At 46.4% G+C, this 15,687-nt stretch carries 13 protein-coding genes; all 13 read right to left on the bottom strand.

Annotated elements, in window-relative coordinates; genetic code table 11:
• Positions 1 to 26 precede the first annotated feature (26 nt).
• The 13 genes from ftsA to rsmH are packed head-to-tail and all read right to left on the bottom strand — an operon-like array spanning position 27 to position 15,685.
• Entirely contained in the window at positions 27 to 1,256 is a 1,230-nt protein-coding gene (gene ftsA / locus GQ359_RS00890; protein WP_215334244.1) for a cell division protein FtsA, read from the bottom strand.
• A 9-nt stretch (positions 1,257 to 1,265) separates the two neighbouring features.
• On the bottom strand, positions 1,266 to 2,132 hold the full coding sequence (locus GQ359_RS00885; protein ID WP_251367889.1) for a cell division protein FtsQ/DivIB: 867 nt from the start codon (positions 2,130 to 2,132) through the stop codon (positions 1,266 to 1,268).
• Positions 2,129 to 3,142, bottom strand: a complete 1,014-nt coding sequence (locus GQ359_RS00880; protein ID WP_215387104.1) for a D-alanine--D-alanine ligase — start codon at positions 3,140 to 3,142, stop codon at positions 2,129 to 2,131. The genes GQ359_RS00885 and GQ359_RS00880 overlap by 4 nt, the downstream gene beginning before the upstream one ends.
• The gene (gene murC, locus GQ359_RS00875; RefSeq protein ID WP_215387103.1) at positions 3,135 to 4,571 is read right to left on the bottom strand and encodes a UDP-N-acetylmuramate--L-alanine ligase; all 1,437 of its coding nucleotides are present in this window, start codon (positions 4,569 to 4,571) and stop codon (positions 3,135 to 3,137) included. Before murC ends, GQ359_RS00880 begins: the two co-directional genes overlap by 8 nt.
• Positions 4,568 to 5,641: an undecaprenyldiphospho-muramoylpentapeptide beta-N-acetylglucosaminyltransferase gene (murG, locus tag GQ359_RS00870; RefSeq protein WP_215387102.1), complete on the bottom strand. Its 1,074-nt coding sequence runs from the start codon at positions 5,639 to 5,641 to the stop codon at positions 4,568 to 4,570. Before murG ends, murC begins: the two co-directional genes overlap by 4 nt.
• Positions 5,638 to 6,909, bottom strand: coding sequence for a putative lipid II flippase FtsW (gene ftsW / locus GQ359_RS00865; RefSeq protein ID WP_215387101.1), 1,272 nt, complete (start codon positions 6,907 to 6,909; stop codon positions 5,638 to 5,640). Before ftsW ends, murG begins: the two co-directional genes overlap by 4 nt.
• Positions 6,906 to 8,525 carry a UDP-N-acetylmuramoyl-L-alanine--D-glutamate ligase gene (gene murD / locus GQ359_RS00860; RefSeq protein ID WP_215387100.1) on the bottom strand — a complete coding sequence of 540 codons (1,620 nt, stop codon included), beginning with the start codon at positions 8,523 to 8,525 and terminating at the stop codon, positions 6,906 to 6,908. The genes ftsW and murD overlap by 4 nt, the downstream gene beginning before the upstream one ends.
• Before the next feature lie 10 nt (positions 8,526 to 8,535).
• Positions 8,536 to 9,705 carry a phospho-N-acetylmuramoyl-pentapeptide-transferase gene (gene mraY / locus GQ359_RS00855; protein ID WP_215302422.1) on the bottom strand — a complete coding sequence of 390 codons (1,170 nt, stop codon included), beginning with the start codon at positions 9,703 to 9,705 and terminating at the stop codon, positions 8,536 to 8,538.
• Entirely contained in the window at positions 9,696 to 11,156 is a 1,461-nt protein-coding gene (murF, locus tag GQ359_RS00850; RefSeq protein ID WP_251367888.1) for a UDP-N-acetylmuramoyl-tripeptide--D-alanyl-D-alanine ligase, read from the bottom strand. The genes mraY and murF overlap by 10 nt, the downstream gene beginning before the upstream one ends.
• The gene (locus GQ359_RS00845) at positions 11,153 to 12,706 is read right to left on the bottom strand and encodes a UDP-N-acetylmuramoyl-L-alanyl-D-glutamate--2,6-diaminopimelate ligase (protein ID WP_215387099.1); all 1,554 of its coding nucleotides are present in this window, start codon (positions 12,704 to 12,706) and stop codon (positions 11,153 to 11,155) included. The genes murF and GQ359_RS00845 overlap by 4 nt, the downstream gene beginning before the upstream one ends.
• Positions 12,703 to 14,475 carry a penicillin-binding protein 2 gene (locus GQ359_RS00840; RefSeq protein WP_215387098.1) on the bottom strand — a complete coding sequence of 591 codons (1,773 nt, stop codon included), beginning with the start codon at positions 14,473 to 14,475 and terminating at the stop codon, positions 12,703 to 12,705. The genes GQ359_RS00845 and GQ359_RS00840 overlap by 4 nt, the downstream gene beginning before the upstream one ends.
• Positions 14,472 to 14,738: a cell division protein FtsL gene (gene ftsL, locus GQ359_RS00835; RefSeq protein ID WP_215387097.1), complete on the bottom strand. Its 267-nt coding sequence runs from the start codon at positions 14,736 to 14,738 to the stop codon at positions 14,472 to 14,474. Before ftsL ends, GQ359_RS00840 begins: the two co-directional genes overlap by 4 nt.
• Entirely contained in the window at positions 14,735 to 15,685 is a 951-nt protein-coding gene (gene rsmH, locus GQ359_RS00830; protein WP_215387096.1) for a 16S rRNA (cytosine(1402)-N(4))-methyltransferase RsmH, read from the bottom strand. Before rsmH ends, ftsL begins: the two co-directional genes overlap by 4 nt.
• Positions 15,686 to 15,687: the final 2 nt, after the last annotated feature.

Raw genomic sequence — 15,687 nt, 5'->3', positions numbered from 1 at the left:
GTACTACATTGACGACGACGAAAAACTTAAAAATTTCCTGCGAACCATTCCTTCATGCGCGAGATAACACTTTGCAATGCGCCTGACTGAGATACTCGACGGCCACGCAATAGTTGCGCCTGACCTTCCATTAATAAACCGATGCTGGTAGCAAATCTCGGGCTACGTAAGACCTCATGTAAGTGGCCACGATATTCAGGCGTACCAATACGCGCAGGGCGTAAGAACACTTGTTCGGCAAGTTCAACCATTCCTGGCATTAACGCGGTACCACCAGTGAGCACGATTCCTGAAGACACCATATCTTCGTACCCAGAATCACGTACCACTCCTCGCACCAAAGTAAATAACTCTTCAACACGTGGCTCGATCACTGCGGCTAAGGCCTGCTTAGACATAGGTCGCGGCTCACGATCACCTACACCGGGTACATCAATCATGGTGGTCGGGTCTGCCATATCCTGGCGAGCGATGCCGTACTGAATTTTTAGATCTTCTGCATCAATAGTTGGGGTGCGCAAGGCCATTGCAATGTCATTAGTGATTTGATCACCTGCAATTGGGATGACCGCTGTATGACGAATAGAGCCTTGGCAATAAATTGCGATATCAGTTGTTCCGCCACCAATATCCACTAAAACGACGCCCAGTTCTTTTTCATCTTCAGTTAGTACAGCTAAGCTAGATGCGAGCGGCTGCAAGATCAGATCATTGACTTCCAAGCCACAACGACGCACACATTTCACAATATTTTGCGCAGCACTAACGGCGCCAGTAACAATATGTACTTTCACCTCTAAGCGTAAACCGCTCATACCAATTGGCTCACGAACATCTTCTTGTCCATCAATAATGAATTCTTGAACAAGAATGTGAAGGATCTGTTGATCCGTTGGAATATTGATTGCTTTAGCGGTCTCTAAAACACGCTCAACATCACCAGCACTGACCTCTTTATCTCGAATGGCCACCATACCGCTAGAGTTAAAGCTCACAATATGATTTCCAGCGATACCAGTAAAGACCTGAACGATCTGACGATCAGCCATCACCTCAGCTTCTTCAAGCGCCTTTTGAATAGATTGAACAGTTGCCTCGATATTGACAACAACACCTTTTTTCAAGCCTTTGGATGCAGTTTGACCGACACCAACGACATTGAATTGGCCATCAACACCCAGTTCAGCAACCAAAGCAACCACCTTGGAGGTTCCAATATCCAATCCGACTAGTAAATCGCGGTTGTCTTTACTCATTCTCATTCCTCATTGCTTCTGCTCACTTTTTTTGCCGTCTACTTCATTCTTTTTCAAATTTGCCGAAGCAAGATGTACCGCAAAACCGTTTGCATATCGCAAGTCAATTGCGTCTACGCGATTAGCCCACTTCTCTTGAACCTCTGGCCAATATTTAAAGAGGCGTGCCACACGATCCTCAGTTAATGTTTTGTCGGAGTTCTCTTCATCCCTGCCGAACTCCACCTTCATGCCATTGGATAACTTCACATGCCAGGCATACCGTTCAGAAAGGGTTAAGCTTTTGACTTCGGCACTCCAAGGCTTAAACCAGGCATTCGCTCTCTCATACAAGCGCATAACTTCTTTGCTTGCATCTTCTGGACCTGAGAAATCAACCAACTGAATTCCGTCCCCTACATCAGAAACACGGCCAGCAAAAAGCTCACCGTGGGTATTCATTAAGGTATGGCTATCAGCCCCACCCCAAGTACCAAATGGCTTTTGCTCTTCAATGCTCACAATCAATCCGTTAGGCCAGACCCTACGAACATTGGCATGACGCACCCATGGCATTGACTCGAAACCACGCTTCACATCTTCTAGCCGCACACTGAAAAAATTGCCTTGGACAGTTTCTAAAACCTGCTGCTTCACTACAGGCTTATTAATATGTTTCAGTGTTTCACCAGCTACCGGCTCTATTACGACTTGGCGCAAGGCAAAAACTGGGCGCTGACTTAACCACACCAAAATTCCAACGCAAACCATGACTGCAAAACAGCGCATCAAGAATCGGCTCAACTTTTGCATCCGCTCTGGATGATTCCAAAGCGGAGATGCCAGTGAAGCAAATATCTCACCGAAGCCGTTTAAGAAGGCGCTCATCCGACTCATGCTTGCCCATCCCCTTTACTTTTTAGGGTTTGGCTAATGACCCACAGCACTAGCTCGGCATATTCAACACCAGCTGCTTTTGCCGCCATAGGTACCAAAGAATGCGAAGTCATCCCTGGGGAAGTATTCATTTCTAGAAGATAGGGTTTTCCAGTTTGCTTATCTAACATCACATCAGCGCGACCCCAAGTCCTGCAGCCGAGAGCACGATAAGCAGCTAACGCTAGTTCTTGAACTGCTTGATTGACCTCTGGTGCTAAGTCAGTTGGGCACAAGTACTTAGTCTCATCAGAAAAATACTTATTATGGAAATCGTAGTTAGCTTCTGGTGGAATAATTTTGATCACCGGCAAAGCCTCAACATCAGCGCCAAATCCAACCAATGGGCAAGTGAGCTCATCGCCAACAATACAAGTTTCGGCAATGACTTTTTTATCCATTCCAGCAGCCAGCCTATAAGCTGCAGGCAACTCGTCGACGGATTTCACTTTAGTTAAGCCGAGTGAAGAGCCTTCATGTGCAGGCTTCACAATCAACGGTAGACCCAAATGCTTCACCACTGCATTCCAATCACTATCAGCTTTCAACTCCTGAAACTCTGGTGTTGAAAGACCGCTACTGAGCCAGACAAGCTTTGTCGCAATTTTGTCGATTGCCAATGCAGAGGCTAGTACACCGCTACCGGTATAAGGCAAACCCAAAAGTTCAAGTAATCCCTGGATCGTGCCATCTTCACCATAGCGTCCATGCAATGAAATAAAGATACGGTCAAATTTTTCATTCGCCAATTCAGTTGGACAACGTAATCCAGGGTCAAATGGATACGCATCAACCCCTTTAGAGAGCAGCGCTTCCAACACACCATTTCCTGACATTAAGGAAATCTCGCGCTCACCAGAGCGGCCGCCTAGCAACACGCCGACCCGACCAAGGGACTTAATATCTAAGTTTGCGAGCTCTTGCTTCACTCGCTCACCCCAAGAAAGTAATGGTTGATTTTGCTTAGACATGTTTTGACTCCGCTAATACATGAGGCAAGCCAGCTATAGAGCCTGCGCCCATCGTGATTAAGACATCGCCATCACGCAATAAAGTGCTGAGTTTTTCTGGCATTTCTGCGATGCTTGGTGCAAAGGCCACGGCTGCACTATCTAAGGAGCCATTTACAGTCTTATCAGCGGAGAGTGCTGCCTTCATGAGACTTTGGCCATCTGCACCTGGAATCTTCGCTTCACCAGCTGGATACACTTCAGTAAGCACAAGTGCATCGAAGTTTTTCAGGACTTGCACAAATTCACCAAAACAATCGCGAGTTCTTGTGAAGCGATGTGGTTGAAACGCTAGTACCAATCGACGATCTGGGTAAGCACCACGCGCTGCAGATAAAGTAGCCGCCATCTCAACAGGGTGGTGTCCGTAATCATCTATCAAGGTGAAACTTCCACCAGATGCCAGCGGAATCTCTCCATATCTTTGGAAGCGACGGCCAACACCACTAAATTCAGATAAAGCTTTCACTATGGCTTCATCACCAACACCTAATTCCGTAGCAATACCAATTGCTGCTAATGCATTTCGTACATTGTGTAAACCAGGTAAATTGAGTTGCACCTCAAGACGACCCGGCTTATTGCCATGGCGACGTACTGTTTTACGATCCACCGTAAAGTGCATACGTGTACCGTCAGCACGTACATTACTTGCACGAATATCTGCATCTTCAGACAAGCCGTAACGCAATACCGGCTGAGATACGAACGGAATAATGTCTCGAACGTTGGCATCATCAATACAGAGCACTGCCACACCATAAAAAGGCATACGCTGAATAAACTGAACAAATGCTTGCTTTAACCTTGCCATGTCATGCTGGTAGGTATCCATATGATCAGCATCAATATTAGTAACTACTTCCATCGCTGGAAATAGTTGCAAGAAAGAAGCATCAGACTCGTCTGCCTCGACCACAATGAAATCGCCCCGACCTAGGCGGGCATTGGCGCCAGCAGAATTTAACTTCCCACCAATTACAAAGGTTGGGTCTAAACCGCCCTCAGCCAAGACTGAGGCAACCAAACTGGTGGTCGTTGTTTTGCCATGAGTTCCTGCAATCGCTATACCCTGCTTTAAACGCATGAGCTCACCAAGCATTACAGCGCGCTGAATCACAGGCACTTTGGCTGCACGAGCAGCCAGAACCTCTGGGTTATTACCTGCAACTGCTGTAGAAATTACCACTGCCTCTGCAGTACCAATATTTTTAGGATCATGCCCAATATGAATTACAGCACCCAAATCTGTAAGGCGCTTCGTTACTGCGCCTTCAGCTAAATCAGATCCAGACACCTGATATCCCAGATTCAGAAGCACCTCGGCAATACCGCTCATGCCTGCGCCACCGATACCAACAAAATGGATTTGCTGAACGATATGTTTCATATACCTACTCCTGCACAGTCTGCACATACTTCAGCTACACGTTGAGTAGCATGAGGCTTAGCCAAAGCATGAGCACGCTCAGCCATCACTTGTAAATCTTGACGATTGAAATTTTGAATCATGGATGCAAGATCTTGTGGATTGAGATCTTGTTGCGGTAACAAAATGGCGGCATCTGCATCTGATAAAAATCGTGCATTGGCAGTTTGGTGATCATCAATCGCATATGGAAATGGGATTAAACAAGAAGCTACACCACATGCTGCAATTTCTGAAACAGTCATTGCGCCCGAGCGACAAATGACAAGATCTGCTTGACCGTAGGCGGTTGGCATATCATCAATAAAGGAACGGATATCGGCAGTAACACCTAAGTCAGCATATCGCTGCTGTAGATCTGCGAGATGCTTCTCTCCAGCCTGGTGCATCACATATGGACGCGCATCTTTATCCATCAATGCCAAGGCTGATGGAATTGCTTCATTTAAGGCAGCCGCACCTAAACTTCCACCAACCACCAAAATGCGCAGAGGTCCCGTGCGCTCTTCATAACGTTTTGCTGGCGCAGCCATAGCGTCGAATTCTTCACGGATTGGATTTCCGACCCACTCAGCATGAGCCATCGTATCTGGGAAACCAGTCAAGGTACGCATAGCAATTTTGGCTAAAGCGCGATTCGCACTTCCCGCCACAGAATTGGCTTCATGTAAAACCAGCGGCCTCTTCAAAAGCTTAGTCATCAAGCCGCCAGGAAATGTAATGTATCCACCCATACCCAACACCACATTTGGCTTAATGCGGCGCATGATCTTCAAACTCTGGAAGCTGGCCCTTGCCAGGTTAAATGGCAGCATCAGTTTGGCTTTGATGCCTTTGCCACGCAAGCCACCAAAATCAACGGCTTCAAATGGAAAATCACAAGCTTTGACTAGTCGATACTCCATACCGCTCTGATTACCAAGCCAAGATACATTCCATCCACAAACGCGCAAATATTCAGCCACTGCTAGACCTGGGAAAATATGTCCGCCAGTACCTCCAGCCATGATCAAGATGGATGGTTTGGTCATAACTTACCTCCCCGCATCAAGATTCGGTTTTCATAATCAATACGAAGCAGCATTGCTACTGCGACTGCATTCATCAAAATCCCTGAGCCACCATAACTGACTAAAGGAAGAGTTAAGCCTTTGGTTGGAAGTAAGCCCAAGTTCACACCCATATTGATAAATGCCTGCCAACCAATCCATATCGCCACACCTTTAGCGGCGAGACCAGCAAAGCTGCGATCCAATTGCAAGGCAGTGCGGCCGATGAGGAATGCGCGGCGTACGATCCAGTAGAACAAGAAAATCATTACCACTACACCAACAAAACCAAGCTCTTCACCAATCACCGCCATGATGAAATCGGTATGCGCCTCGGGAAGGTAATGTAACTTTTCAACACTTCCGCCTAGACCTACACCAAACCATTCACCACGACCAAATGCCATAAGTGAGTGCGTTAATTGATAGCCCTTATTTGCTGCGTTATCGACTTGCCATGGATCCATAAATGCCAACATGCGGCCGCGACGGAATGGTGAGAGTGCAATCATGATGGCGCCACTCATGAGACCAACCAAAATCAAACCACCAAATAACTTGGCATTAATGCCACCCAAGAACAAAATTCCAAAGGCAATTAAGGCAACCACAACAAATGCACCCATATCGGGTTCAGCCATGAGCAAGCCACCAACCAAGGCAACCGCAATACCCATTGGCAACATGCCTTTGACAAATGAGTGGAGATACTCTTGGCGCTGTACCGTATAACTTGCAGCAAAAATCACTGCAGCAAATTTCATTAATTCAGATGGCTGGAAATTCATGAGACCCAATGGGATCCAACGCTTAGCACCATTTACTCCTTTTCCAACGCCAGGAATAAGTACGGCAATTAACAGGAGAACCGTAAAGCCGAAAATAATTGGGGAATAACGATCCCAAACATGGGTTGGGATTTTGAATACCCAAATAGCAACACCAATGGCAATGGCTAATGAAATGCAATGGCGAATCAAGAAATAATTGCTGCTGTAGTTTGCATACTTAGGGCCATCAGCCAAAGTAATCGAAGCCGAGTAGACCATCACTAAACCAATTAAGGCTAGTGACAATACCGCCCAAACTAACAACTGGTCATAGTCCATCATGCGTGAGCGAGTTTGCTCAACACCAGAAACTGCGTCTCTCAAGCCGCTTCGGAAATTGTCTATCCCACCTCTGGAGAAATTCCAGAAGCGGCCAAGGCCCAACCTATTCTCAGGAAAAAGTTTTTCCTTCAAACTCATGCATCCGCTCCTTGGAATTGCATTCCCAACTCTTCAACTTCAGCAACAAACGCCTCTGCGCGTTCTACGTAATCACTAAACTGGTCAAAGCTGGCGCAAGCCGGTGAGAGCAAAACAATATCGCCAGACTGAGCTTGTTGTGCAGCTGCAGTCACTGCATTTTGTAAAGTCTCACTCATCACACAGGGGACTGAGTCGGTCAAAGCCTCAGCAATAATTGGAGCGTCCTTGCCAATTAGGAAAACACCTTTTACAAAACGTAGTGCAGGATCGCGTAAGGGACTAAAGTCTTGGCCCTTGCCTTCTCCACCAGCAATTAACCAGATCCGCTTGCCAGACTCATTGGCGCTTAAGCCATTTAATGCAGCTACTGTTGCTCCTACATTGGTGCCCTTACTATCGTCCACATATTCAACATTGGACACAATGGACACACTTTGAACGCGATGAGGCTCACCTTGGTAATCACGCAATCCATGCAAGAGCATATTCATCGGCAAACCAGCTGCTCGCGCTAAGGCTAGTGCGGCCAGTGCATTCAAAGCGTTATGACGACCACGAATGCGTAAGGCATCAGCAGGGATTAAACGCTTTAGTCTTAATGGCTCGTCTTCTATAACGGCCACTTTACGACGGCGTTTTGGCTGTGGCTCAACATCTTCATCCACCTCGGCCCAGACCAGCCAATCAATTCCACCAGCACGCAGATCATGCTCTATGCCAAAAGCGCCCTGTTCATCAGGACGACTAGCGCCAAAAGTAATGACTGATTTATTGGCTTTTTGCTCATCAGTGAGTAGATTCATGACTAGTGAATCGTCACGATTCAAGATACAGATTGTGTCTTGTCCAAAGATATTAGCTTTTGCATCAACATAGGCCTGCATATCCCCATGCCAATCCAAATGATCTTGCGTAATATTTAATACAGTAGCTGCCGTTGCATTGAAAGTGCTCGTATACACCAGTTGGAAGCTGGAGAGTTCAAGCACCCAAATCTCCGGCATATCGGCAACTTGATCAGACTCATCCAAGCAAGACATTAATTTGTCTAAAGCGGCTGGGCTGATATTTCCAGCTACCGCAACACGCTTGCCAGCACGCTCACATAACTGGCCTGTTAGCGCAGTCGTTGTTGTCTTTCCATTAGTTCCAGTGATAGCCAATAGAGCTGGCTTATATTGAGATTCTTCAACCTGAGCCATACGATCCAATGCAGCAATCGCTCTCGCAAAGAACTCCAACTCTCCCCAGATATCAATATTAGATTCTTGCACCTTAGCCAAGAAAGAAGCTATTGGCTCTTGCAGTGGTGATAGGCCAGGACTGATTCCGATGACATCGACACCCTTTAAATGAGCGTCATCAAGAGGTCCAAAGTAAGCCTCTTCGAGTCCCGCAAATTCAAGATCCGCCAACCATGCTTTTTGGCGCTCATTTAATTGCTCACGATCACGTGTATCGGCCAAGCTGACTTTTGCGGCATTCCTCAAGCACCACTTAGCCATAGCATAACCAGACTCTCCCAATCCTAGAATTAAGAAATGCTGAGGCGCTTGATAGCCCTCTTCTGCGATGAGAGCTGGGTTAGCGAAGGCTTGGTCTAAGTTATGCATATTCTTTGGCTTACCTTAATTTCAGGCTGGAGAGGCCAATGAGTACTAATAAAATGGTGATGATCCAGAAGCGAACTACTACTTGTGTTTCGCGCCAGCCACCCAATTCGAAATGGTGATGCAGTGGGGCCATCCTAAAAATGCGACGGCCTTCGCCAAAACGCTTCTTGGTAAATTTGAACCAAAACACTTGCAGCATTACTGACAGTGTTTCTGCCACAAAGATTCCGCCCATGACAAAGAGCACGATTTCTTGGCGAACAATCACGGCAATAGTTCCAAGTGCGCCACCCAAAGCAAGTGCGCCAACATCGCCCATAAATACTTGGGCAGGATGTGTGTTGTACCAAAGGAATGCTAATCCCGCACCACCCATGGCACCACAGAAGATCATGAGCTCACCTGCACCAGGAATGTAGGGGAATAACAAATACTTTGCGTAAATTGCATTACCCATCACATAAGCAAAAGCGCCTAGAGCGGCACCAACCAATATCACCGGCATGATGACTAAACCATCAAGACCATCGGTTAAGTTCACAGCATTACTACTGCCAACAATTACTAAGTAACTCAAAATGATGAACCCCATCACACCCAAGGGATAGCTCACTTCTTTCATAAAGGGAATCAGTAAGTTCGATTTAGCTGGCAGATCTAAAGCAAAGCCACTTTTAAGCCAATCGAAGAATAGCTGTAACACTTTGAAATTATTCACTTCCGATACAGAGAAGGCTAAGTAAATAGCAGCGAATAATCCGATCAAAGTCTGCCAAAAGAATTTTTCTCTTGAAGCCATTCCCTTAGGATCTTTACGTGCAACCTTACGGTAATCGTCAACCCAGCCTACCAAGCCAAATCCGAAAGTCACAATCATCACAATCCATATAAAGCGATTGCTCAGATCAGCCCACAGCATGCAGGAAATAAAAATACCCAAAAGAATCAATACACCACCCATGGTTGGTGTGCCTGATTTCACTAAATGGGTTTGTGGGCCATCTGTACGAACTGCTTGACCCATCTTTAATGCAGTCAACTTCCGAATAACCCACGGGCCAGCTGCTAACCCGATTAGCAAAGCTGTCACCGTTGCCATCACCGCCCTAAAGGTGATGTAGTTAAAGACTCGGAAAAATCCAAAATCATCCTGTAACCATTGCGCCAATATTAAGAGCATGTTTTAGCCTCCTCTAATAAGGCCTGTACTACCCGCTCCATACGCATAAAACGCGATCCCTTAACCAAAATATCTAAATGCATTTGCTTGCTCGACTCGTGGTCTGCTAGTGCCAAATTGAGCTCTTCGAGCAAGCGATCTAAAGTTGTGAAGTGAGTGGCCCTGCTTGTAGCTAAGACCTTCTCTGATTCGTTAAATCCCTGAACAGTAAATTTGCACTGTTCTCCTAAGGCGAATAACTTACTAATGCCCTGCTCAGCAGCATAGGCACCGACTTCTTCATGAAACGCAGGACCTTGATCACCTACCTCACCCATATCGCCCAACACTAACCAAGAATTATTTCCAGACTGTTTGAGTGCATCAATAGCAGCTCTAACCGAATCCGGGTTGGCGTTGTAACTATCATCGATCAAAGTGCGTCCAACACTTAAAGGCTTTGATTGCATGCGTCCATTTACTGGAACAAAAGATTCCAGGCCAGTCTTTATCTGCTCCAAACTTAAGCCAGCACCCAATGCGACTGCGCTAGCCGCTAATGCATTGCGAACATTGTGGGCTCCTAATGTATTCAGTTGAACCTCAAGCTTGCCACGATCAGTTGAAATCTCAATTCGCCCGCTGGGCAATAACTTACCAACTACAGAGGCTTTAGTTGAAGCAGTATCTGTAGACAAAGCAAAATCAATCACCTTACGTCCTGCCGCAGCTTGATACCAAACTTTAGAAAATTCAGAATCCGCCGAAAATACTGCGACTCCGTCCGCAGGAAGTGAGCTCAAGGCAGTTGCATGTTCTTGTGCAACAGCTTCTACGGTTGCCATAAATTCTTGATGCTCGCGCTGAGCATTATTAATCAGCCCAATATTGGCTTGAGCAATGACAGCTAACTCTGCTGTTTCGCCGGGATGGTTCATGCCTAACTCAATTACTGCCAAACGATCAGTCGAGCGCATGCGTAACAAAGTTAAAGGCAGTCCAATATCGTTATTGAAATTACCTTTAGTAACTAGAGTGCATTTCTCACCAACAGCAGCTTTAAAGATGGAGGCAATCATTTCTTTTACAGTGGTCTTACCATTGGATCCTGTTACTAAAGCCACCGGAATAGAGAACTGTGCACGCCATGCCTTTGCTAGCTCACCCAAAGATTGTTTAACATCCTTGACACAAACTGCCGCTAAATTTTCTGGGCATGCTGCTTTATCACTAATGAGCGCCCCACTTGCTCCTGCTGTGGCCACCTCCCCCAAGAAATGATGTGCATCAAAACGTTCGCCCGACAAGGCAATAAATAATTCACCGGGCTGAACCTGACGACTATCACTACCCACATGATCAATAGAAATCGATGACGCAGACTGCAAATCAGCATGAATCAACTGACTGCCTGGCAACATAGCATGTACCTGAGCAAGCGTGGTCATTGGGGTAGCAACCAAAGTAGTCATAAACCACCCCCTGCTGCTAAACGAATATGCTCTTGATCAGAAAAATCAAATTTCTTGCCGTTGATTTCTTGAGTGGACTCATGTCCCTTGCCTGCAACCAAAACAATATCTTTTATATCAGCATGTCGAACTGCAGCCATGATGGCAGCAGCTCTATCAGGCAGTACTTGCACATTTGCCAAGCTGCCAGTCATGCCAGATTGAATCATGGCAATGATGGATTCTGGATCTTCAGATCTTGGGTTATCACTTGTAATGACAATGTAATCGGCAAACTCCTGAGCAAGCTTACCCATTTGCGAGCGTTTACCTGAATCTCGATCACCACCACAACCAAAGACACACCAAACTTTTCCATCGCGTTGATTTGCAATAGGGCGCAAGGCATTCAATACTTTAGTGAGAGCATCTGGTGTATGTGCATAGTCCACAACTACCAAGGGGCCCTCAGTTCTTTGAGTTTTTTGCACGCGAATCAATTCCATTCGGCCTGGAACAGAGCTCAATTTGCTCATACGTTTGGAGGCCTCGGTTGGATTCAATCCTTGAGCCAATAGAACTGTCCAAACCGCAAGACAATTACTGAGATTGAATTCACCCAATACTGCAAGCTGAACAGTGTTCGAGCTGGATGTATCACAGCTAAATTCAGATTCATAACCCGCTGTTGCAAATACCGTGTCTTTTGCGTAGTTCCGTTTCAGACGATCGCCAAATTTTTCAAATCCAGCAAATGCATTACTGCTTAGTGCATAGCCCCACACACTTGGTCCATCTCCAGCGAGAAGCTTGATGGCTAATTCGCGACCAAAAGGATCATCAAAATTAATAATGGCATTTTCAAGCTGGGGCAGTTGGAACAGCTTTGCCTTGGCCTCAGCGTACTCACCCATCGTGCCGTGATAATCCAAGTGATCTTGAGTCAAATTGGTAAATACGGCAGTACGTACATCCAAGCCAGCAACCCGACCCTGATCGAGTGCATGAGAAGAAATCTCTATGGCCACCTGCTGCGCACCTGCATCAAGTAATTCTTTTAATTCTGTTTGCAATCTCGGAGCATCAGGCGTGGTGTAACCAGTCCGAACTAATGCTCCTGGAAATCCAGTGCCTAAAGTGCCCAATACTGCTGTTCGATGACTTGACTCATCCAAAGCTTGTGCGACCCACTGGGTAATACTAGTTTTTCCATTGGTACCGGTAACGCCGATAATATTCAACTGCTTACTAGGGTAACCGTACCACTCTGCACACAACTCTCCAGCTAAGCTAGATAAATTATCAATAGCAAAACATTCTGGGCGATCTAGGTATTCATTAGCAACACCATCTACAGGATCAAATACAACTGCCGCAGCACCATTTGCCAAGGCAGCGGCAATGTAATCACGACCATCCCGCAAAGCATTCCCATGACCAACAGGATATGCAAAGAAGATATCGCCAGATTCAATTTGACGACTATCTGCAGTAACTTTTGCATGCACAGATGTGAGATCGCGTAAATGCGAGATCAAGAGATGGGGCTCAATATTGACCATTGTCATCATCTCTTCAAAACCGCTGCATTTGTTTTGACTGCAGCACTTTGAATCTCTGCACTATTTTTATTTTCCAATACTGCCTGATTCATATTGCTATCAGGAGCAACATTGAGTGTGCGCAAAGTCTCACTCACAATAGTAGAAAACACTGGTGCGGCAACATCACCACCATAGTGACTGCCGCCAGTAGGCTCATCAATCATCACAGCAACCACAATGCGTGGCGCACTGATTGGTGCGAGACCAGCGAAGTAAGCGCGGTATTTATTGCCGTAGCCCTTACCCACTAATTTATGAGCTGTACCTGTTTTTCCACCAACGCGATAACCTTCAGCCTGCGCTTTGATTGCAGTACCGCCAGGCTCTGTAACAGATTCCATCATGCTGCGCATCTCGAGCGCTGTTTTAGCAGAAATAATGTGTGTACCAGATTTGAACTCTGGACTACGCTCAATCGTGAGCGGGACCAATTCGCCGTCACGAGCAAAGATGGTGTAAGCACGAGCCACCTGAAAGAGTGAACCTGAAATGCCATAACCAAATGCAATTCGCGCCTGATCAGTTGGCATCCATTTTTTATAGGGGTGTACCGTACCGGCTACAGCACCCGGAAAGCCAATCTTCGGTGCCTGACCCAGACCGACAGATGTATAAAAATTCCACATCTCTTCAGCGGTTAAATCATTCATCGCAATTTTAGCCGTACCAATATTGCTTGATTTTTGAATGATTTGAGATACCGTCAAATTTCCATAAGGATGTGTATCTGTTATCGGCTTGGGACCAACCAAATATTTTGCACCAATCACCATATTGGTATTCGGAGAAATAACACCTTTTTCCAATGCAATCGCCACGGTCAATGGCTTCATTGTTGAGCCAGGCTCAAAGGTGTCAGTTAATACACGATTACGCAGTTGCTCACCAGTTAACTTCTTGCGATCGTTGGGGTTATAGCTTGGGTAATTCGCCAATGCCAAGATCTCCCCAGTATGGGTATCCAAGACGACTGCACCACCAGCACTTGCTCGATGTTGCTCAACCGCACTCTTGACGGCGTTATAAGCCAAAAACTGAATCTTGCTATCAATCGAGAGCTGCAAATCCTTCCCATTTTGCGGTAACTGCAAAATCGAAACTTCTTCAACAACACGCCCGAGACGATCCACAACTACTCGACGTGCACCTGGATGTCCAGCCAAGTCTTTTTCTCTCGAGAGCTCCATGCCCTCTTGGCCACGATCTTCCACGTTAGTAAAGCCAACTACGTGTGCCATCGCCTCGCCCTCTGGATAAAAGCGACGGTACTCATTATTTAAACCAATACCTGGGATTTCTAATTGCCTAATTTTTTGCGCCACTTCTGGATCTACTTGGCGCTTTAAGAAAATTTGCTTACGATCTTCTTTTAACTTTTTACGTAAATCTGCTTCGCTAATCTGCAATAGTCTTGCTAACTTTTGCACTTTATCTGCAGCCAAGTCATCCGGTACAGTGTCGTTATAGGCGATCACTGACTTTGCCTCCAAGCTCGTAGCAATCACTTGGCCATTACGATCCAATATTTTTCCGCGGGAAGCAGGTAGCTCCAACTCACGTTGTGTACCGCGCACACCCTTTGCTTCATAGAATGCATTCCCTGGGCCTTGAATCCAAAACGCACGAATCAGCAGCAGCATGAATACAAAAAAAAGTATGAACAGCATGAGGCGCGACCGCCACATAGGCAGACGCAACACTAAATTCGGCGTAGTAGAGAAGCCTACCGTCCTCATCTAGTCTCCTTCAGATACAAAGTACGCTCTGGAGATATAGGAACCATTCGTAACTGATTGCGAGCAACATCTCGTATCCGTGCAGACTTCGATAGATTCCGCTGCTCGTACTCTAGACGTAGCCAGTCTTGATTTAGCTTACGCTCTTCAATTTGCGCACGGTCTAAAGCGATAAATAATTTACGCGCACGCTGCTGGGCTGCGACCAGCGATAGGGCACAGATCAACAATAAAACGAGTAAAGTTAGCGTGGCTCGATTCAAGCGAATACTCCTGTGCGCTTTTCAGCAACACGCATGATGGCCGAACGAGCGCGAGGGTTCTCTCGAATCTCCTCATCACTAGGTTTAACGCGCCCAATAATCTCTAAGGCGCTTTGTGGCAAATCTCGATCGCGGACAGGTAAACCGCGTGGTACTTCAACCTTCGCATGCGACTGCATGAATTGCTTCACGATGCGATCTTCGAGCGAATGAAAACTAATCACTGCCAAACGTGCGCCTGGCTTTAACAAACTTAACGCCGCTTTTAATCCAAGCTCTAGATCTTCTAATTCACGATTAATAAAAATACGGAGCGCTTGAAAAGTGCGAGTAGCTGGATCTTGACCTACTTCTCTTGTACGAACTACGCTGGCTACTAAGCTTGCTAATTGCAAGGTTGTTTTTGGGGGCAAGCCTTCCTCTCGCTTTGCCACAATAGCCTTAGCGATCTGAAATGCAAAACGTTCCTCACCATAAGTCTTAATCACGCGCGTGATGTCCTCTTGTGATGCTTGCTCCAACCATTCCGCTGCCGTCAAACCTTGATCCGTGTTCATGCGCATATCGAGTGGACCATCCTTGCGAAAGGAAAAGCCACGATGCGCTTCGTCCACCTGTGGAGAGCTGATACCCAGGTCTAACAAAATACCGTCGACAGATTCTGACTCCGCGTATTGATCCATCTGCGCAAAACTGTCGTGCACAATTCTCAAACGAGAGTCGTTGATTTTTTCCGCGACTGCAATCGCATCTAAATCTTTGTCGAAAGAAATCATTCGCGCGCCTTGAGGCAATTGCGAGAGTAGCGCTTGCGTGTGACCACCGCGCCCAAATGTTCCATCGATCAGGAGCAGGTTTTGTGAAGCCTCGGGAGAGTTGATGCGTGGACCACTGATCAGCGCCGTCACCGCCTCGGCCAGTAATACTGGGCGATGAGTTATGTTCATGG

Origin of the sequence: Polynucleobacter sp. AM-7D1, from assembly GCF_018688455.1 — a bacterium.
Taxonomy (GTDB): Bacteria; Pseudomonadota; Gammaproteobacteria; order Burkholderiales; family Burkholderiaceae; genus Polynucleobacter.
This window is presented reverse-complemented; position numbering and strand designations above follow the sequence as displayed.